The organism is Paenisporosarcina sp. TG-14, assembly GCF_000297555.1.
In the GTDB taxonomy this organism is placed as follows: Bacteria; Bacillota; Bacilli; order Bacillales_A; family Planococcaceae; genus Paenisporosarcina; species Paenisporosarcina antarctica.
In genome coordinates this window covers 47,475-67,375 of record NZ_AMGD01000017.1, presented here as the reverse complement: position 1 = coordinate 67,375, position 19,901 = coordinate 47,475, and the positions used below count along the sequence as shown (strand labels likewise).

General features: G+C 36.8%; 17 protein-coding genes. 7 read left to right on the top strand and 10 right to left on the bottom strand.

Features of this window, described 5'->3' with window-relative positions:
• Window positions 1–362: 362 nt before the first annotated feature.
• The 7 genes from C406_RS0105960 to C406_RS0105930 form a co-directional block, all read right to left on the bottom strand.
• Window positions 363–596: a hypothetical protein gene (locus C406_RS0105960; RefSeq protein WP_017379687.1), complete on the bottom strand. Its 234-nt coding sequence runs from the start codon at window positions 594–596 to the stop codon at window positions 363–365.
• A 41-nt stretch (window positions 597–637) separates the two neighbouring features.
• Window positions 638–2,101 (bottom strand): NCS1 family transporter, encoded by a 1,464-nt coding sequence (locus C406_RS0105955; protein ID WP_017379686.1) that lies wholly within the window; start codon window positions 2,099–2,101, stop codon window positions 638–640.
• Window positions 2,102–2,182: 81 nt separating this feature from the next.
• Window positions 2,183–3,598, bottom strand: a complete 1,416-nt coding sequence (gene hydA, locus C406_RS0105950) for a dihydropyrimidinase (RefSeq protein ID WP_017379685.1) — start codon at window positions 3,596–3,598, stop codon at window positions 2,183–2,185.
• A 36-nt stretch (window positions 3,599–3,634) separates the two neighbouring features.
• Window positions 3,635–4,900: an NAD-dependent dihydropyrimidine dehydrogenase subunit PreA gene (gene preA, locus C406_RS0105945; RefSeq protein ID WP_017379684.1), complete on the bottom strand. Its 1,266-nt coding sequence runs from the start codon at window positions 4,898–4,900 to the stop codon at window positions 3,635–3,637.
• A 49-nt stretch (window positions 4,901–4,949) separates the two neighbouring features.
• Entirely contained in the window at window positions 4,950–6,323 is a 1,374-nt protein-coding gene (locus tag C406_RS0105940) for an NAD(P)-dependent oxidoreductase (RefSeq protein WP_017379683.1), read from the bottom strand.
• A gap of 62 nt (window positions 6,324–6,385) precedes the next feature.
• A complete protein-coding gene (locus tag C406_RS0105935) occupies window positions 6,386–7,276 on the bottom strand; it encodes a nitrilase-related carbon-nitrogen hydrolase (protein ID WP_017379682.1) in 891 nt (296 codons plus the stop codon).
• A 289-nt stretch (window positions 7,277–7,565) separates the two neighbouring features.
• The gene (locus C406_RS0105930; RefSeq protein WP_017379681.1) at window positions 7,566–8,909 is read right to left on the bottom strand and encodes an aspartate aminotransferase family protein; all 1,344 of its coding nucleotides are present in this window, start codon (window positions 8,907–8,909) and stop codon (window positions 7,566–7,568) included.
• Between the two features lie 427 nt (window positions 8,910–9,336).
• Between C406_RS0105930 and C406_RS0105925 the strand changes: the two genes are divergently transcribed.
• Together C406_RS0105925 and C406_RS0105920 are read left to right on the top strand one after the other, a co-directional pair.
• Entirely contained in the window at window positions 9,337–10,716 is a 1,380-nt protein-coding gene (locus C406_RS0105925; RefSeq protein ID WP_017379680.1) for a Glu/Leu/Phe/Val family dehydrogenase, read from the top strand.
• Window positions 10,717–10,765: 49 nt separating this feature from the next.
• Window positions 10,766–11,599, top strand: a complete 834-nt coding sequence (locus tag C406_RS0105920; protein WP_017379679.1) for an SDR family oxidoreductase — start codon at window positions 10,766–10,768, stop codon at window positions 11,597–11,599.
• 90 nt (window positions 11,600–11,689) lie between these two features.
• Here the strand turns inward: C406_RS0105920 and C406_RS0105915 are convergent, their stop codons facing one another.
• Window positions 11,690–11,944: a hypothetical protein gene (locus C406_RS0105915; RefSeq protein ID WP_017379678.1), complete on the bottom strand. Its 255-nt coding sequence runs from the start codon at window positions 11,942–11,944 to the stop codon at window positions 11,690–11,692.
• Between the two features lie 195 nt (window positions 11,945–12,139).
• Window positions 12,140–13,414, bottom strand: a complete 1,275-nt coding sequence (locus C406_RS0105910; protein WP_017379677.1) for an acetyl-CoA hydrolase/transferase family protein — start codon at window positions 13,412–13,414, stop codon at window positions 12,140–12,142.
• A 316-nt stretch (window positions 13,415–13,730) separates the two neighbouring features.
• On the opposite strand from C406_RS0105910, the gene C406_RS0105905 reads away from it, so the two are divergent.
• The gene (locus C406_RS0105905) at window positions 13,731–14,750 is read left to right on the top strand and encodes a fatty acid desaturase (RefSeq protein WP_017379676.1); all 1,020 of its coding nucleotides are present in this window, start codon (window positions 13,731–13,733) and stop codon (window positions 14,748–14,750) included.
• Window positions 14,751–15,005: 255 nt separating this feature from the next.
• On the opposite strand, the gene C406_RS0105900 is transcribed toward C406_RS0105905, so the two are convergent.
• Window positions 15,006–15,740 carry an urease accessory protein UreH domain-containing protein gene (locus tag C406_RS0105900; protein WP_017379675.1) on the bottom strand — a complete coding sequence of 245 codons (735 nt, stop codon included), beginning with the start codon at window positions 15,738–15,740 and terminating at the stop codon, window positions 15,006–15,008.
• A gap of 543 nt (window positions 15,741–16,283) precedes the next feature.
• Here C406_RS0105900 and C406_RS0105895 point away from each other — a divergent pair.
• The 4 genes from C406_RS0105895 to C406_RS0105880 all read left to right on the top strand — a co-directional run bounded on the left by C406_RS0105895 (window position 16,284) and on the right by C406_RS0105880 (window position 19,885).
• A complete protein-coding gene (locus C406_RS0105895) occupies window positions 16,284–16,622 on the top strand; it encodes a hypothetical protein (RefSeq protein WP_017379674.1) in 339 nt (112 codons plus the stop codon).
• 654 nt (window positions 16,623–17,276) lie between these two features.
• Window positions 17,277–17,942: a haloacid dehalogenase type II gene (locus C406_RS0105890; RefSeq protein WP_017379673.1), complete on the top strand. Its 666-nt coding sequence runs from the start codon at window positions 17,277–17,279 to the stop codon at window positions 17,940–17,942.
• A gap of 207 nt (window positions 17,943–18,149) precedes the next feature.
• On the top strand, window positions 18,150–19,286 hold the full coding sequence (locus C406_RS0105885) for a sensor histidine kinase (protein ID WP_017379672.1): 1,137 nt from the start codon (window positions 18,150–18,152) through the stop codon (window positions 19,284–19,286).
• Window positions 19,283–19,885, top strand: a complete 603-nt coding sequence (locus C406_RS0105880; RefSeq protein ID WP_017379671.1) for a response regulator transcription factor — start codon at window positions 19,283–19,285, stop codon at window positions 19,883–19,885. Before C406_RS0105885 ends, C406_RS0105880 begins: the two co-directional genes overlap by 4 nt.
• Window positions 19,886–19,901 lie beyond the last annotated feature (16 nt).

Here is a 19,901-nt window from a genome sequence, read left to right as displayed (position 1 = left end):
ATTTCCGCTACGGTGGACGCTTTTCGCGGGCATGAGCCTCAGTCTCCTCGTCACTGCGAAAACATGTGCTCCTGCGGTTACTCGTCGCAAAGATATTGGACGAATGACAGTTCATCCAATATCTTTCCTACGGGATCAGCGGGATAGGCGAGACCCCGCAGTGGAGCGCTAGCGACCCAAGGAGGCTCTCCGCCCACCCCGTGGAAAGCGTCCGATTGGCGCAAATCAGCGGTATTCATACTAGAACCTACTCCTTAAAATACCGCGAATACTGGATTCATGGCTCACTAAATTTATTTACTTTCTTATTTTGTAAAAAAAGGATGTTGAGTAAATATCAACATCCCACTTCAAACCTATTATTATTTATCTATTACTAATCGTTTCTTTTGTTGTTCAAAAACAAAAGTAGAAAGATATTTTCTGCCGTCTGCTGTATATAGCACCAATTTCTGTTTATCTTCAGGATTTTCTGGTTGTTCAAATTCAATGAATTCTCCATCTAGAGATTCTGTGACTTTAGTAATCTCGTACCCACTATTCATGTAGAAATCAATTTTTTCCTTTTCCAAGTCATATTCTTTAGACGAACTCATAAGCTAACCTCCTCAGTAGTTATTTACTTTTCAGCATTAGACTAACCGACTGCTTTCTTTGGTAAAATCTCTTCTTCATCCTCATAGTCTAAAATTATCCAATCTCTTCCTACTGTAATTCCTAGAAATAACTCATCACTTGGATTCTGAATTTCACTTTGAGGATACTTTTTGAACCACCAATACTTAGCTAGTACATAATAACAAGCCGCTCCGACAACAAAACCAACTATAAATGAATAGTTTGATAACCAAAAAGCCGCTAAACCTCCTACAATCCACGACAACATTCCTGCTAAATTCACACCATTTAAATATCGATACTGTCCCTTGCTTTCATATAAATCCGGCACATTGACTCTCCGTTTTCTAAGAAGATAATAGTCAGCATATAAAATTCCGACAATCGCTGATAAAATTCCACCAATCGTTAATAGAAAAGGAATAATTATATTAAACAAATTCCAAGGTTGAACAACCGTCCCAATAACACCCGCCATTATTACACCGACATAAAAAGGAACTTTAGGACCGCCAACATTAGAAAAAATCGTTGCTGCTGGTATTAAATTAGCTGAAACGTTTGTTGACCACTGTGCGAAAACAATCATAATAAGTAAGACAGCAAGAACAATCCCGCTTGCAGCTTCTTGTAAGGCAACAATTGGATCATAATTCTTTACTGCAATATAAGAAACCCCACCAATTACAACCATGAAAGTTTGTGTAAGCGGCAAGGCAATCATATTTCCGATGATTGCATTTTTATTGCGTTTAAACCAATTCTTTTCATGTTGAGGAGCCTTTACAAATCGTGAAATAGAAGGGATATCGGCTGCTAATGTTGCCCAAAAGCCCATGTTAGTAAAAATGACTACTACAAATGCTGTAAAAACAGCAGCACCAGTAACCGGGCTCTCAATCCAAGACCAAACATTTCTTCCTTCTTGAATGGCCAAATCTGATAATGATGTATATATCCAAATCGAAATTAAAATGATAATGGGTGCTGCTAAATCTGCAAAACGCTCGACAGCTTTAATACCAAGTGATGTATTAATAAGTTGTGCAGCTGCAAATAAAACATAACATAAAAACCAGTTATCAAATCCAAATAAAGTAAATAGAATACCGTTTAACGCAGCCGATCCGAAATACGTATTAATACCGAACCAAAATGAAGCAGTGATCCCTCTTACAATGGATGGTATATGTGTACCTAGCGTACCAAATGGTGCTCTCATATAAACCGGGAAGGATAAGCCATGTTCAATACCAATGTCTCCAGTTAATGTTATAAAAAATCCAATTGCTAGTGCACCAATTAATGTAGCAAGCACAACCCATCCTAAAGATAGGTTTTGGACTCCTGAACCCCCAATTGCAAATGCAGCTAAAACCACAGCCATCCCAATCCACATGTTAGAAAACCCAAACCTACCAATTTTTCTTTCTTTATGCGCAATAGGAAGTAAATCAGGGGACTTTAAATAAGTTTTTTTCATTATTTTTTCTCCCTTTTTTAGCTTTTCACCTTAGTAACACCTGCTACATATATTCAATTGACTTATCGTTTGGTAAAAATACTATTGTAGTGCTTCTACTTTTACATGGTTAGAAAGTTGTACATGCTTGCCTCGTCTTAAATAGTTCCCCTTGCCTGGTTTACCAACGAATTGCTTGTCTCTTATGACAAATTCTCCACGACTAAGGACAGAAACAGGCTCCCCCGTCACCTTCAACCCTTCAAATGCATTGTAATCAACGGCCATATGATGACTGTTAACTGAAATGGTCCGCTCTATTTCAGGATCAAAAATAACGATATCCGCATCACTTCCAACAGCAATCGTTCCTTTTTGTGGGAATAAACCGAATAACTTTGCTGAACGAGTCGATACGATATCTACAAATTCGTTAACATTGATTCTTCCTTTTTTAACTCCTTCTGAAAAAAGCACACTAAATCGATCTTCGATAAAAGGACCGCCATTTGGAATTTTGGTAAAATCACCTTTCCCCAAGTCCTTTTGTCCATGAAAATCAAAAGAGCATTGATCAGAGCCAAGTGTTTGAAGTTGACCACTTTTTAATGCGTTCCATAATGCTTGTTGGTGTTTCTTTTCTCGTAAAGGTGGAGACCATACGTATTTTGCTCCTTCAAAACCAGGTTTTTCAAGAGCCGATTGATCCAAAACAAGGTATTGAGGACAAGTTTCCCCATACACTGTAAATCCTTTGTTTCTCGCCTCTGCAATTTTATCAACCGCTTCTGCGCAAGTGACATGAACTACGTACAACTGGGAGTCGGCTAAACCTGCCAATAAACATGCTCTTCCAGTTGCTTCCCCTTCGATTTCAGGTGGTCTCGTCAGCGCATGATAGATTGGATCAGTGTTTCCTGCTGCTAACGCTTCTTTTGTTAAATAATCGATGACATCTCCATTTTCAGCATGAACCATTACAAGAGCTCCATGTTTTTTTGCCATTACAAGAGTTCGAAACAACGTCTCATCGTCTGCCTGAAGAACATTTTTGTAAGCCATAAACACTTTAAAAGACGTGATGCCTTCTTCCTCGATGACTTGAGGGATTTCAGCTAAAACACGTTCATTTATTTCCCCAATCATTAAGTGAAATCCATAATCGATTACTGCCTTGTCTTTAGATTTTGCATGCCAAGTTTGAATCGCTTTTTTAAGTGGCTCACCTTTATTTGTTAAACAAAAATCAATAATTGTTGTTGTTCCACCGAACGCAGCTGCGATTGTCCCTGACTCGAAATCATCTTTACTTACCGTTCCACCAAATGGCATTTCTAGATGAGTATGCGGATCGACCCCGCCTGGGAATAGATAACATCCTTTCGCATCAATAACTTCCATGCCTGCACTTGGCAGATCTAAACCGATTGCTGTGACCTTTCCATTATCAATAAGCACATCCGCATTAAACGTTTCTGTAGCCGTAATAATCGTTCCATTTTTTATAATTTTTTTCATAACAATTCTCCTTTTCAATGTAGAAAATAGATTTTGTTATCCTTTTAAACTAGCAAATGCGTGTTGACGATCATTCCAAGACATAGCTATTTTCTCGCGTGGAAGCTCTAACATACTGATTGCCCCTTCCTCAGGGCATACAATGGCACATAAATTACATCCAACGCAATCTGCTTCGCGAACTTTAAGATATTTTTTCCCATTTGGATCTGTAAGCATATCGATACATTGATGTGCTGTATCTTCACAGGCAATGTGGCATTTATTGCAATTGATGCAAACTTCCGTATTAATTTTTGCTACTGTACGATAATTTAAATCTAAATTTCCCCAATCGGAGTACTTCTCTACCGATTTCCCAATAAGTTCATTAACCGATGAAATCCCCTTGTCGTCAAGATAGTTATTAAGTCCATCAATCATATCTTCGACAATACTAAATCCATGGTGCATGGCAGCTGTACAAATTTGAACATTTGTAGATCCCATCAACATGAATTCAACTGCATCTCGCCAATTTGAAATGCCACCAATACCTGATATAGGAATAGTAATATTTGCGTTTCTTGCACATTCAGCGACCATATTTAGCGCTATCGGTTTAACCGCTGGTCCACAATAGCCACCATGAGCCCCTTTTCCTGCAACATTCGGAATTGTATTCCATGTATCTATGTCGACTCCTGCTAAGCTATTTATTGTATTAATCATACTTATAGCGTCTGCTCCACCTCTTACAGCAGCTTTAGCTGTCATCGTTATATCGGTTATATTCGGCGTTAGCTTCACAATGACTGGGGTTCTAGCTACTTCTTTCGCCCACATCGTTTGTGATTCAACGAGATCCGGCTGCTGTCCTGAAGCTGCGCCCATCCCACGTTCTGCCATTCCGTGAGGACATCCGAAATTTAACTCAAGGCCATCCACTCCAACGTCTTCTACTCGTTTGACAATTTCATGCCACTTTTCTCTGCTAGGTTCAACCATTAATGAGGCAATAATTGCGTGATTAGGAAACCTCTTTTTGGTCTCATAAATTTCTTTTAAATTCACTTCAAGTGGACGATCGGTAATCAGTTCAATATTGTTAAAACCGGCCACTCTTCTTCCATTAAAATTAACTGCAGCAAACCTTGAAGAGGTATTAATGATTGGTTCACCCAAGGTTTTCCAAACCGCTCCACCCCAGCCCGCTTCAAAAGCACGCTGAACTTGATACCCTGAATTTGTTGGTGGTGCCGAGGCCAGCCAAAATGGATTTGGTGACTCGATTCCAGCAAGATTACTCCTTAAATCCGCCATCAGAATTCCTCCTAAGCAAATGATAGTAAATGACTACTTATTTTATTGATTATGCGCTTTCGATACCTATCTTTTTTAGTTGTTGATGAATGGCATAGGCTGCTTTTTTTCCATGCTGTGCTGCTGAAACGACCATTGCTTCTCCTTGGCCTTCACCGAATATGAAATCACCTACTGCATACACTTTGGGATTGGACGTTTGATATGTTTCGAGATCAATTTTCACGACGCCCTTTTTCTGCTCGAGTCCAAATGCGTCCATTAAATTAAGGTATCTCGTTTGACCAATCGCTTTAATAACCGCATCAACTTCTATAATAAATTGAGAGCCTTCAACAGGCATAGGTCGACGGCGTCCATCAGTTCCTGGTTCACCTAATTGCATCTTGATACATTCCATTTGCTTTAATTGGCCATTATTGTCCCCAATTAAACGAGTTGGTGCTGTTAGCCATCTGAATTCAACGTTATCTTGCTTTGCGAATTCATACTCAAACTCATAGGCTGTCATTTCTTTTTGAGAGCGGCGATACAGAATTTTCACATTTTCTGCGCCTAACCTTACAGAGCAAGTAGCAGCATCAATTGCCGTATTCCCCGCTCCGATTACAACGACACGTTTGCCAACTAAGTCATCTGTTATCTCTTTTGTTTTTGAATCTTCTACAAACTGAATCGCATCGTGAACCCCTTTTAACTCCTCTCCTTCAATTTGAAGCATTGACCCTTTTGACATACCAACAGCCAAAATGACAGAATCATAGGTTTCGAGAATTTCTTTAACACTAATATCTTGTCCTACAGTGATATTTGTTTTGATTTGAACACCTAAATTTACTACCTGGTCAACTTCCCATTGAGCTACTTTTTGTGGTAAGCGGAAAGACACAATTCCATACGTATTTAGTCCACCAGCTTTTGATTTCGATTCATAAATCGTAACTTCGTAGCCTAAGCGTGCAAGTTCTCGAGCAGCTGACAAGCCTGCGGGACCCCCGCCGATAATGCCGACGCTCATTCCATTCTTTTCCCCTGCTTTAAATAATATTTGTTCATTTTTAATCGCCCAATCCGTGGCATAGCGCTGTAAATCTCCTATCATTATTGGCTTGGTCGAATGATTTAACACACATGCTCCCTCACAAAGTTCTTCAGTCGGACACACGCGAGCGCAACTGGCCCCAATTGGATTTGCCTCCATAATAGTTGTGGCTGAGCCTTTTAAATTTCCAGAAGCAATTTTTTTAATGAAAGAAGGAATATTAATTGCTGTCGGACATGCTTGAATGCACGGCGCGTCGTAACAATAGAGACAACGATTGGATTCATCCATTGCCTCTGCCGGTGTAAGACCGGCTTTCACTTCTTCAAAATTCCGGTTTAATGTAGCCAATGAAACAAAGGTTTTATTATCATCTCTCATCTTCATACCTCCCATTGTGAAAAAATAGAGTAATTGAGCTACTATCTTAAGTAATTAAGGATTTACTCATTGATACTTGACATTGCTCCATACGTTTCTGGTCGACGATCCCTAAAAAATTGCCAAGTGTTGCGTACTTCTCTAATTAGTGCCTTGTCCATTTCGCCAATAACGACTTCATCTTGATCACGACTACCAATTGATACCATGCTTCCTCTTGGGTCAACTAAATATGACTGACCATAAAACTCTCCCAGATTCCAAGGACCTTCTGTACCCACACGGTTAATTGCCCCTACATAGTAACCATTGGCAACGGCATGAGCTGGTTGTTCTAGTTTCCATAAATATTCCGATAGTCCCGCTACAGTCGCTGAAGGATTAAAAACAATTTCAGCTCCATTCAAACCTAGTAGTCTTGCACCTTCTGGGAAATGGCGATCATAACAAATATATACGCCCACTTTTGCAAACTGAGTGTCAAAGACGGGATACCCTAAATTCCCTGGCTTAAAGTAATATTTCTCCCAGAATCCATTTCCTTCATTCCCAACATTGACTTGTGGAATATGATGTTTACGGTATTTACCTAGATAAGAACCATCCGCATCAATGACAGCTGCTGTGTTGTAGTAAGTAGCAATACCGTCTCGTTCATAAATTGGTAATACAATAACCGTTCCTAGCTCTTTAGCTAACGCCTGGAATTGAATCGTCGTTGGTCCGTTTGGTACTTCTTCTGCAGCTTCATACCATTTCGAATTTTGCTCTGTACAAAAATAGGGTCCATAAAATATTTCCTGTAAACAAATAATTTGAGCACCTTTAGCGGCGGCATCTCTTACTAATTTAATATGCTTTTCAATTGCTTTATCTTTATGAAGCTGAACAGGTTCATTTCCATCAACATTATTGGATGCTTGAATTAACCCGATTTTCACTTTATTAGTCATATACAAAGTCCCCTTTTCTAAATTTAATATCGTCATGAAAACATGCATTATTTATTAAACAGAAATCGTAGAGCAGTTCTTCTTTATAACCATCATGTAGTCACTGAAAAAAATTCAACATTCTGACTTTTTAAATGGCAACACTTTACTTACATTCGTTATAGAATCCGGTTTTCCTTTATTCATTTGGATTATTTCTTTCTTGGGCAAACAAAAGCCTTAATCGTTCTCAGACTAAGGCTTACATAAGAAAGATTCATCCTTAGATATAAGTAGAAATATTCGCCTGTTAAAGTGAATGTATGACTTCTTTAAACACTTTAACAAGGAATGTAAACTCATCTTCAGTCATGCTTAACGGTGGAGCTAAAGTGAGAACATTGTTATAGCCTTCTACGGTATCACCATTTTTTCCGATAATAAGTCCTTTTGCTTTGCATGCAGCAATCATTTCATTCACTTTTTTCAATTCTAGTGGTTTTTTCGATTCTTTATCTTCTACTAATTCCACACCGATTAATAATCCCTTACCACGAATATCCCCTACATTTGGATGACTATTTAGTTCAGCCAATTCACTTAATAATCTAATTCCTAGACGACTTGATTGTTCAATTAGGTTTTCTCTTTCAATAATTTCTAAGTTTTTAAGGGCTACAGCACATGCAGCAGGATTTCCTCCAAACGTATTGATATGGCGGAAATGTTCATAGTCATCTGTGCCTTTAAACGCTTCGTAAATTTCACGTTTCACAGCCGTTGCAGATAAAGGAAGATACGAGCTGGTTAGACCTTTTGCCATTGTAATAATATCTGGTTTGACATCATAATTCATAAAACCAAAAGCTTTACCAGTACGCCCAAAACCACAAATGACTTCATCACAAATCAATAAGGCCCCGTTTTCTTCACAAATACCTTTTACTTGCTTCATATAGTCTTCATCCGCAATAAGAACACCACCACCCGTAATAATTGGTTCCAATATTACTGCCGCAATGGTGTTAGACAGTTCCCACTTCATCGTACGATCAATTTCTTCTGCACATGCTTTGCTAAATGATTTTGCCGTATGATACTCCGGAAAGCGATAACTGTCAGGTGGAGTTACATGTAAGAACCCCTGTGCCAGTGGCTCATATTTGTATTTCCTTTGAGCCTGACCTGTCGCTGAAAGCGCTGCCATTGAACTCCCATGATAAGAACGATAACGTGAAATTATCTTGTATCGTCCGTGATCCCCATTTTGTTGATGGTATTGTCTCGCAATTTTAAATGCTACCTCATTCGCTTCTGAACCACTGTTTGAAAAGAAAATAACATACTCATCACCTAACCACTCGTTCAACTTTTCCCCTAATTTAATTGCAGGAAGATGACTTTGTGTTAAAGGATAAAAAGGTAATTCTTGCAGCTGTTCGTACGCAGCTTCCGCTAATTCTTTTCTTCCATAACCAACGTTCACTGACCATAAACCAGACATACCATCTAAATATTTGTTCCCCTCTGTATCCGTAATCCATGCTCCTTGGCCAGATTTGACAACCATTGTGGAAGGATTGTATTTTTTCATCGAATGCCAAAGATATTTTTCATCTTTTTCCTCTAACTGATTCTTTTGTTCAGTTTGCATACTTTCAGCTCCTTTCAATTTCGTTGAAATCTTTGTCTAATTACCCTTATGGATAAATTATCTATTTTCATGATTTTTCTAAGCTATATCTCTATATGTCAAAATCAACATTTTAATTACCTTCTACACATTTGTTTCAATATTCAGACTACATTAATATTATAGCTTACCAACTTCTTCCTATCATTAGACACACTGTAAAATGAACAGAGTCATTCAATGGACGATATGGATAAACTGTCTATTTATTTTGGTAACAACCCTATTTTGAAAGTTTCGATAGACATAAAATAAGAACTAATCCATATGAAATTTCAGTACATATATTCTTTAAGCAAAGAATAATTTCTATCCTTTTGAATGATTACATCATCCTTGTTAGGGTATAAATAGACTAGACGATATTATTACCGGAGGTGCAATATACATGGAAGAACAAACACGGTCAATTGTTCAACAATCATTAAATGCATTATTAGGAAATGAATCATTTTTACCTGAATTACAAGGTGATATGCGCAAAACAGCATTCACTTCCCTCAATGCCATTCTTTCCACACCGAATCAAATACATAAATCATTTTTACGCGTCGCGTTAGAGGGCGGAGAAGTAGTACGAATTCCTTCATATCGCGTTCATCACAACGATGCTTTAGGTCCTTATAAAGGAGGAATCCGTTTTCATGAGACGGTTAATGAAGAGGATGTTGTTAATTTAGCGTTTTTAATGACTTTGAAAAACGCCCTTCATAACGTTCCTTTTGGAGGGAGCAAAGGCGGTATCTCCATCAATCCTAAAGAATTTTCAGAAAAAGAATTACAACTCATTTGTGTAAATTACGTACGCTATTTCAATAACGTATTAGGACCAGATAAAGATATTCCAGCACCTGATGTTGGCTCAGGAGAACGTGAAATGGATTGGATGATGGCTGAGTATAAAAAAATTAATCCAGGAAGTCAGTACCTAGGCAGTTTCACAGGAAAAAGCATTGTAAATGGCGGCTCTTTAGGTCGTCGTGAAGCTACAGGGAAAGGCGTATACTTTTCATTCCGCTATTTATTGCATGACTATGTCATAGCAAATGAAAAGGCATTGGCAACTTCTACAAATATATTTGCCAAAACTGCTCTCGATTTCATGAATCGTCCCTTGACTGTGGCCGTCCAAGGATTTGGGAACGTCGGTTCAGTTACTGCATTAGAAGCATCTCAGTGTAAGTATATTCACAATAAAGTTGTCGCTGTTAGTGACCGCAATGTGACTTTATTTAACGCTGATGGACTAGATATCCCTGCACTTATTGACTTTATTGCGAAGAATCAAGGCGACTTGCCAACATCTGTAGAACAGCTGACAGAAATAAGCGTACATGCCGAAATTCAATCTCGCGAAGATATTTTAACAATGAATGTCGATGTATTATTTTTAGCAGCACTTGAAAACCAATTACATGATCATAATAAAACAGAAGTAAAAGCGCGCATCATTGTTGAAGGTGCAAATGCTCCAACTACTCAAGAAGCTGATGATTATTTAAGTAATAAAGGAGTAATTATCATACCTGATATTTTAGCGAATGCAGGTGGTGTCATTGTTTCTTATTTAGAATGGTTACAAGGTCGCGAAACACAATTTTACACAGAGGAACAAGTGCATAATCAATTATTCGACAAAATGAAGCACACTTTAGATGGTATTCTTCCACAATATTTCGGTGATCCTTTCCCACTTCGTCAAAATTGCTATATTCACTCAGTCACTCGCCTATCTACCGTTTTATACAAACAAGGGCAGCTATATTAAACGTCTATTTTAAGTACCTGCTCTTCCCTAATAATGAGGTGAACTTGAGATGAAGAAAATTGCTATTGTAACTGGCGCAAACTCTGGAATGGGTCTTGCCACAACGATTGAACTTGCTAAACAAGGATTTCATGTCGTAATGATGTGCCGTAACGAGCAAAAAGGACTTATAGCATTAAAAGATGCAATCTCACAAAGTCAATCAAGTTCAATCGAACTTATCCATGGAGATCTTGGTTCATTCGAAAGCATTCGGAAATTCACAGATACTTTCCATGCAAAGTTTGATCATGTAGATGTCCTCATTAATAATGCAGGTGTCGTAAATATAAAGCGTGAAATCACTTCAGAAGGACACGAAGCCCAGCTCGGGGTAAATCACTTAGGTCATTTTTATTTAACAAAATTACTGCTGGATGACTTGAAACTCTCAACACAAGGACGAGTTATCGTGGTCTCTTCTGGTGCTCACAAATGGGGTAAAATCGATATACAGGATATGGACATGTCCCGTGGATATAATGTAATGAAAGGATATGGTCGATCTAAATTAGCAAATTTACTCTTTATGCATGAGTTCACTAAACTACTAGAAGGAACAAACGTAACGATAAATGCGGTACATCCTGGAGCTGTTTCAACAAATATAGGGATTGATCGAAGGACAGATTTCGGACGCGTTCTAGTCAAATTGTTAAAACCCTTCTTTTTGACTCCAACACAAGGTGCACGTACAGCAGTTTTTTTAGCAACTAGCGAAGAGCTATCTACTGTAAGTGGACGGTATTTTTATCAAATGAAAGAAGCTCCTATGTCAAAGCTCGCACAAGACCCACATCTCGCAAAAGGTCTGTGGTTATGGAGTGAGCAACAAATTCGCTGATTTTCAATACAATATGTATCACGGTGACCTTAATAGTAAAAATGACTCAAAACGTCGTTGTATAACGATGTTTTGAGTCATTTTATTTAATTACAACATTTTTGTTTTATCTTGTTGTATCGCTAACATCACTGGATCTTCCGTCTTCGTATAATCCAATTTCATTTTTTCTAGTTCTAGTCTCATTTTTTCAGTTTCTACAACAAAATTCTGTTGCTTCACCTTTTCAAGTTCTAACTCCACATTTAGCATTTTAGCTTTCACCTTATTATTGTCTTTCATGTATTCCGTAATAATTCCAAAAATTGTAATTATAGAGAACATAACTATCGCGACGGTTACCATATTTCACCCCTTTTACTATTTCAAATAATTTCTGTGTCATAATTTGTTTTCACTTTTAAAATATCTTTACTTATTACTTGTATTTACATTTTTAATTGGAAATGGTTTCAAAAAGATAAATAAAGTGCTAGGCAAATTAGTTTACTTAACTCCAAGTTGCCTAGCACTTTATACTTCTATAAATAGTCATACTTTTTACTTTCTAATAATGCCTCTTTCAAGTGCTTGTTCAGTTAGTTCGTCTCTGAATTTTGGATGTGCGATACTAATTAATTGCTTCGCTCGATCACTAATAGATCGACCATGAAGACGCGCGATACCGTATTCGGTTACGACGTTATCAACATCATTTTTACCAGTTGTCACAACCGAGCCTGGTGTCAAATCCAGTTTAACTCTTGAAATCGTGTCATTTTTGGCTGTGGAATGCATGCAAATAAAGCCTTTTCCATTTTCCGCAAAACGTACTCCTCGCGCAAAATCAATTTGTCCACCACTGGATGAATAATATTTTCCACCGACCGTTTCAGATGCACATTGACCAAATAAATCAACTTCTGTAGACGCGTTAATGGATACAATATTCTCTTCTTTGGCAATTTCACGAGGATCGTTGACTAAACTTACAGGTAAAAACTCTACAGAAGAGTTGTTATGAATAAAGTCATACAAACGCTTTGTTCCATATGCAAATGTTGCAACAATCTTACCTTTATTGGTGAATTTTTTCGTGCCATCAATAGCACCTGCTTCGACTAAGTCTACAATTCCGTCTGGCAACATTTCTGTATGTATACCGAGATTTCTATGGTTTTTCAATAAACTCATGACTGCATTTGGAACCGATCCTATTCCGATTTGAAGTGTGTCTCCATCTTGAATATCAGCAGCTACTTTTTCCGCAATGCGCATATCATTTTCCCCTATTTCAGGAACTACTTCTTCAGCTAATGGCGTATCATGCTCCACGTATCCAGCAATTTGACTAATATGAATTTGGTTATGTCCAAAAGTACGCGGCATATTGCGGTTAACCTCTAATATGAAGGGAACTTTTCCAATAAACTCGGCTATATAATCGGCTTGTGTGCCTAGCGAAAAATAACCATGCTCGTCCATTGGCGTTGCTACTGAAAAAATCATCGACATCTTAGTTACTTTTGACAGCATGCGTGGAACTTCATGAAAATTGTTTGGTACTAAGTCTATTTTAGCTTGTTGGTAGGTTTTTCGCGTTGCTCCACTTAAAAAATACGACACATGTGTAAGTTGTCCTGGCATCTCGCCCATAATATATTTCCGAGGGTGCAACGCCAACATTTGATGAATTTTCACACCATTTAATTCACTTGCATGTTCTTCTAAAATATCCAATAAGCGAATTGGTTCACCATTTGCAATTGGAATAATGATGTCAGCTTCCTTTTCAATTAACCCAATAAATTTTTTCACATTTAATAATTTAGTCAAAATTGTTCACTCCTATCTAAACTCTATGTATTACTGTAGCATACGTACGTTACATTTTTTAATCCTAAATAACTTAAGAAAAGTAGGGAAACTTATCTAATAAGTTTGATTATCTCAAATATTTCGTATCGATTAGTGATAATTACAAAAAATATGGTTAAGTACCTTCTATCTACTAAACAACATGACCTATATGACACTTGTCATGGTTGTCACTTGACGTTTATGTCTTTTATTATCTGCTCCTAATCCCTATTCTTAATGTAACAAGATTTTTAGTGAAAAAATTCAAATATATCTTTTCCAGGAGGACGTTATGAGTAAAGAAAAAACAATGCAGTTACGAAAATTAATAGCACCATTTGAAAAATCTGATACGACAGCAAGTGTAAAACAAATCATTAACTCGATTCCCCCATTTTTCATCCTTTGGTTTTTGGCTTATCAGAGTTTAGAAATTTCAGTATTCCTTACAGTAGCATTAGCGATAGTAGCATCAGGATTTGTCATTAGAATTTTCATCATTTTTCACGATTGTACGCATGGTTCATTCTTTAAAAGTAAAAAAGCAAATGCAATTTTAGGAAGCATTACTGGAATCATTACCCTTTTCGCCTTTGAAAAGTGGAAACGTGATCATTCAATTCATCATGCAACAAGCAGTAACTTAGACAAACGCGGAACTGGCGATGTATGGGTTATGACGATTGACGAGTATATTGAAGCTTCACCAGGTCGTCGATTCGGTTACCGTTTATATCGCAATCCACTTGTGATGTTCGGTTTAGGTCCATTATTTTTATATTTAGTTTCAAACCGTTTCAATCGTAAAGATGCACGTAAAAAAGAAAAAATGAATACGTACTTAATCAACGTAGCAATCGTTGCTTTGTATGGCTTCATGATTTGGTTAGTTGGCATTCAAGCATTCGCAATCATTCAAGGAACTCTATTGATTGTTGCAGGATCACTTGGTATTTGGTTATTTTATGTTCAACACCAATTTGAAGATTCATACTTCGTAGAAGAAGAAGAATGGGATTACGTAAAAGCTGCGGTTGACGGCAGTTCATTTTATAAATTACCAAAAGTACTTCAATGGTTAACTGGTAACATTGGTTATCACCATGTGCACCATTTAAGCCCACGTATTCCGAACTATAAATTAGAAGAAGCACATGAGTCTTCACCACCACTTCATCAAGCTACAACTATTAACTTGAAAACAAGTTTGAAATCGTTTAATTTCCGTCTATATGATGAATCGAAGAAGACGTTCGTTACATTTAAAGATGTTAAGCATTTGATAAATGCTAAAACTTCTAATCAAAATTAAACAAAACCTTTATAAGACACCGATTGAAGTGACAATGTCACTCCAATCGGTGTTTTTCGTATTTTTAGACAATCCTTCAAATTCCCTTCCGCGTGTGTGTGCCCGTCGCTAGCTTGAGCTCTTTCCATTATTCGTCGCAAGGAACCTTGCAACCTTAAACCTTTTCCAAATCTCAATTATAAAAAAGTGCTCATTTTTATTACCTATTTTTAAGCACTACACTTGCAAAAATATTTCGTAGACCTGGTGGACTTTTTAAAACCCCCAATAAGTAATCGTATCAAGTATTCCAATAATGATAAGTAGGACTCCAGCAGATTTTTGAATAATTAATCCGATTTTTTTAGTATTCTTAATTGAATGTTTATCTATTTCCAGGAACCACATGACGGCAATAACTATCAATAAAGGTAAGGTTGTTGCGATTCCAAACACTGCTGGCAATACAAAACCGTAAGATGAAGTTAAAACTAATGGCATGAGTGAAACAAAGAATAGAACAAACATCGTTGGACAAAAAGCAATTGAAAAGCTGACTCCCATTAAGAAAGAACCTAGTCTTCCCTTTCGAAGTCGAAGTGGAATTGTACTTGTAAGTTTATTAATCAGGTTAAGCTTGAAAACACCTAGCAATACGAGACCTACAAAAATGATTAATGGCCCTACTATTTTTCTCAAAAAAGGAAAATAGGTTATGATGCTTTGTTCAAACGTTTGACCAAACAGCCAAACGAATAAACCCAATACGCTGAACACAAAAATTTTTCCGAACATAAAAGATAGAACATCTAGCCAATCTGTTCGATTTTGTATGGTACGGTTTCCATAGTAAGTAATAGCACTTATATTTCCTGTTAATTGACATGGAGCCACGGCTCCAATAATTCCCAGAAAAAAGGTGACCAACAATGGATAGTCAGAAAATGATTGTACAAAAACGAAAAAGGGTTCACTAATGGTCGTGCTGATTTCAGACAATAAACTATACATGCTTCTTTAACGTCCTTTCTATTATTACAATGTCCTTGTCATAGCTTTCAAGAAAGAAACTTATATCTCTATATGGTAATGGCCCCACGGTAGTTTCCTATTTCATACTAAATAACCTTTATGCTACACTTCCTGTTTCTTTCAAATCCTTTTATAAGGCTAACAAGAAAATATGTGGAAAGTATGAAGGAATATATTTAAATTTTCGGTCAACCATTGTAATATGTTTTATCGATAGGATCTAATCTCTTTTTTCAATTCTTCAGTGATGTGAGCAATTACACGATTCTCAAAACCGTCGCACATAAAAAATTGATTTTGGGGTATAGTAAAAAAGGAATGCCATCTATTTGAGGGCGTCCATTTAATCTATTAATTATTATCAACAAAATTCATCATATAATAACTTCTATCGATAGCTTAATATTCCACCATTTTTCAGCCTTACTTTCCTTTTTTAGGAATATGTATGAAAAATATTCGAATTATAAAAGACAATTGTACATCATAATAATTTTTCTTTAGAAAGGAATTAGAATTGAAATGAAGAAAAAAGTTGGAATGACACTGGCTTTATTATTGGTAGTTGGGGGATTCTTTTATTACACAACGTTTTTTGCGTATCAGCCATTGGAAGAGTTATCTAACTTCCCAATCCCTAAAACTGCTGTACTGCTTATAGAGATGGAAGATGTTAAGTTTTATGATTGGTCCCGAGCAACTGCAGGAAGTGGTATACCATTTGGATATGAAATTGTCCTCAAAGCAAATGGATGGAAGCAGGGAGAGGTAGAAGGCGCTTCGGTTTCTTTCACAAAAGGAGATCACCAAATAAGATTGATTTCTCAAACTGGTCTCTTTACACTAATTAAAATAAAATAACTAGGAAAATTCTCTCATGATTTATTATTACTAGTTGGTTTTGTAAAAGAATGATGCCAATCTCTTATTTGACTAATTGTGAAGATTTATCGTAGACTGATAACTTCTAATTTTGTCGAATGTAATAGAAATCTGATGATGGGTATTCATAAGAAAATATTTGCATTATCCTATTTCAAATTTCACACACCCATATCGAGCAAGTGCATCTGTTTGCAAATACCTGTTGTCACCTGTACATAGTTCCAGATTTAAAATACTATTAAAAATAACTACCTGAATATAATCATGGTCTCGTCTAGGGGCAGAAGATAATAAACGCTTCTTTGGCTTACCCATCAGGGATTAACCATCATAACGGGGTTATTACTCGTATACGTTTAGCAGTTCTGTGTCAGAATGTCATCGTCATCTCCCGGATTTAAATCCATGGAAATGAACAAGTGGATGTATTCTTTACATTACGTAATCTGTTATCAGCATCCCATTCACACAAGAACTATCAATAATCCAGAAGCAATGTCTTTTCATGGAGATACACGATGGAAAGTCAAACAAAGCATTGACCAATAGTTTATGAATCAGTATAAACGGTTATATGAATAGACTTAGGTTAAAAATCTATTAAAATTTATAATGAAAAGGAGGGATTATATGAAAACTTCTATTAAAGCCTTTATTTTTGACGTATACGGTACACTTTTTGACGTTCATTCTCTTAAGAAAGTATGTAATGATCTATATCCTGAAAAAGGGGATGAAATTAGTCAATCCTGGCGTGCAAAGCAAATCGAATACTTTTTCTTACGACAATTAATGGGGAATTATGAACCCTTTCTCAAAATCACGCATGATGCCTTAAAGTATGCAATCAAAGAACATCATGAACAATTAGATGAGCAAAACGAGAAACAGTTGCTCGAAGCCTATTTACAGCTTTCGCCTTATCCGGAAGTGCAAAGTGTGCTGAAACAATTAGGACATAAACAATTAGTTGTATTTTCTAATGGATCCCATGATATGTTAGATCCCCTTATTCAAAATTCAGGGCTTTCTAATTTCTTTGATTACACGATTAGTATCGATGAAGTTAAACAATACAAGCCTACACTCACCTCCTATCGTCATGCACTTGATACATTAGGAGTAAAGCGAGAAGAGGTCTTATTCATGTCATCAAATGGTTGGGATATTTCGGGAGCTAAAAACTTTGGTTTTCAAACAGCATGGATTAATCGCAACAACTTGCCAACTGAAGAACTTAATTTAGTCCCAGATAGCATTTATTCGGATTTGACTGGTATTTTGGAGTGGAAATAAATATGTGACTAATAAAGATAATTTGGAATTAGTTATTTTCTGTTTAGAATAGAATTAATACCCATCAAAGATTAAACCTTATATATAAAAAGAAGCATCCATATTAAGTAAAATTATATACTCGAAAAACCATTCCGCTAAAGGAATGGTTTTTCTGTCTGTTATACTATTCTCAAGTCAATCGTTCATGAAATTTTGGAGGTATGTATGCAAAGCTGGTATCAAATTTTCCCTAAAAACCCTTATGTCAGTATTTATATTTGGATTATATTTTGTGTTTTGCCATTGTTTTATATTTTCAAATCGTATTCACCATCGGAAAGTTTTCTAGGATTACTTTTAGTAGTAGCATTCTTTTTAACCTATCGCCAATCATTCATTTCTAGAGGCTGGCGCATGTACGTTTGGATTGCTTGTCAAATTGCCATTAGTATTACGTTAATCATCTTGTTTGGATACCTTTACTTTTCTTTATTCTTAGCCTTTTTTATCGGCAACATTCGGAACAAAGCAGGATTTATCACGATGTATGTCGTTCACCTCGTCACAACGATTGTGTCTGTTAGTATTGGCTTTTTTACTCAGTCCGACATATTTGTATCTCAGTTCCCTTTTATTCTAATCGGTGTAATTGGCGTTATTTTATTGCCTTTTAATTCGTACAATCGTAATAAACAAGAGCAGCTTGAAGGCCAATTAGAAGATGCTAACAAACGGATTTCCAAATTGCTTATCATTCAGGAACGTCAACGAATTGCGCGTGATTTACACGATACATTAGGACAAAAGCTATCTTTAATAGGGTTGAAAAGTGATTTAGCGAGCAAAGTCATCGAAAAAGATCCTCTTCGAGCAAAAGCTGAGCTTCGTGATATTAACTACACCGCCCGTATTGCGTTAAAAGAAGTTCGTGAACTCGTTTCTAATATGCGCGCAGGTAAATTAGAAGATGAACTTTTACGTGTACAACAAATCTTAAAAGCAGCTGAAATTGATTTTCGTGTAAAAGGAAATCCAGGGTTAAGAGATACACCTTTGCTCGTTGAAAATGTGTTAAGCATGTGTTTAAAAGAAGCGGTCACTAATGTTGTAAAACATAGTAACGCCACATTTTGTCATGTATTGATTAAACAAACACAAAATGAATTATTTCTTCAAATACAAGATGATGGAATTGGATTTGAGGCGCATACCCAATTTTCAGAAGGAAACGGTTTACGCGGAATGAAAGAACGTTTAGAGTTCGTTAACGGGGTATTAGAAATTTCGGGAGTTGGTGGCACAACCCTTAATATTCGAATCCCACACGTCATCTTACAATCGGTTAAGGAGGAATTATCATGATTCGTATTGTACTAGCAGAAGATCAACGTATGTTACTTGGTGCACTTGGTTCATTACTCGATTTGGAGGATGACATGGAGGTTGTAGGAAAAGCTTCTAACGGAGTTGAAGTTCTTACTTTGGTTCACCAACTAAATCCAGATGTCTGCATCATGGATATTGAAATGCCTTCTAAAACTGGTTTAGATGCAGCTGAAGAGTTAAAGGAACATGATTGCAAAGTAATCATTCTCACTACTTTTGCACGTTCAGGGTACTTTGAGCGAGCACGAAAAGCAAATGTCATGGGATATTTATTAAAAGATAGTCCGAGTGAAGATTTAGCTAAATCCATCCGTAGTATTATGGAAGGTCGTCGCGTCTATGCTCCTGAACTTATAGACCTTGCTTTTAGTGGAGAAGATAACCCTTTAACTGAGCGTGAGCACCAAGTTCTAGAACTCATTGCAGACGGAAAAAACACGAAGGAAATTGCGAGTCAAATGTACATTACAACTGGAACTGTCAGAAACTATATTTCCGTAATTTTAGATAAATTGGACGTCAGTAACCGTATTGAAGCGATTTCAAGATTTAAAGAAAAAGGATGGTTTAAGTAAGCACTTCCTTTTGGAT

Coding starts and splice junctions, on each gene's coding strand:
- C406_RS0105960 (WP_017379687.1), bottom strand. CDS start 596: ATGAGTTCGTCTAAAGAATATGACTTGGAAAAGGAAAAAATTGATTTC.
- C406_RS0105955 (WP_017379686.1), bottom strand. CDS start 2,101: ATGAAAAAAACTTATTTAAAGTCCCCTGATTTACTTCCTATTGCGCAT.
- hydA (WP_017379685.1), bottom strand. CDS start 3,598: ATGAAAAAAATTATAAAAAATGGAACGATTATTACGGCTACAGAAACG.
- preA (WP_017379684.1), bottom strand. CDS start 4,900: ATGGCGGATTTAAGGAGTAATCTTGCTGGAATCGAGTCACCAAATCCA.
- C406_RS0105940 (WP_017379683.1), bottom strand. CDS start 6,323: ATGAGAGATGATAATAAAACCTTTGTTTCATTGGCTACATTAAACCGG.
- C406_RS0105935 (WP_017379682.1), bottom strand. CDS start 7,276: ATGACTAATAAAGTGAAAATCGGGTTAATTCAAGCATCCAATAATGTT.
- C406_RS0105930 (WP_017379681.1), bottom strand. CDS start 8,909: ATGCAAACTGAACAAAAGAATCAGTTAGAGGAAAAAGATGAAAAATAT.
- C406_RS0105925 (WP_017379680.1), top strand. CDS start 9,337: ATGGAAGAACAAACACGGTCAATTGTTCAACAATCATTAAATGCATTA.
- C406_RS0105920 (WP_017379679.1), top strand. CDS start 10,766: ATGAAGAAAATTGCTATTGTAACTGGCGCAAACTCTGGAATGGGTCTT.
- C406_RS0105915 (WP_017379678.1), bottom strand. CDS start 11,944: ATGGTAACCGTCGCGATAGTTATGTTCTCTATAATTACAATTTTTGGA.
- C406_RS0105905 (WP_017379676.1), top strand. CDS start 13,731: ATGAGTAAAGAAAAAACAATGCAGTTACGAAAATTAATAGCACCATTT.
- C406_RS0105900 (WP_017379675.1), bottom strand. CDS start 15,740: ATGTATAGTTTATTGTCTGAAATCAGCACGACCATTAGTGAACCCTTT.
- C406_RS0105895 (WP_017379674.1), top strand. CDS start 16,284: ATGAAGAAAAAAGTTGGAATGACACTGGCTTTATTATTGGTAGTTGGG.
- C406_RS0105890 (WP_017379673.1), top strand. CDS start 17,277: ATGAAAACTTCTATTAAAGCCTTTATTTTTGACGTATACGGTACACTT.
- C406_RS0105885 (WP_017379672.1), top strand. CDS start 18,150: ATGCAAAGCTGGTATCAAATTTTCCCTAAAAACCCTTATGTCAGTATT.
- C406_RS0105880 (WP_017379671.1), top strand. CDS start 19,283: ATGATTCGTATTGTACTAGCAGAAGATCAACGTATGTTACTTGGTGCA.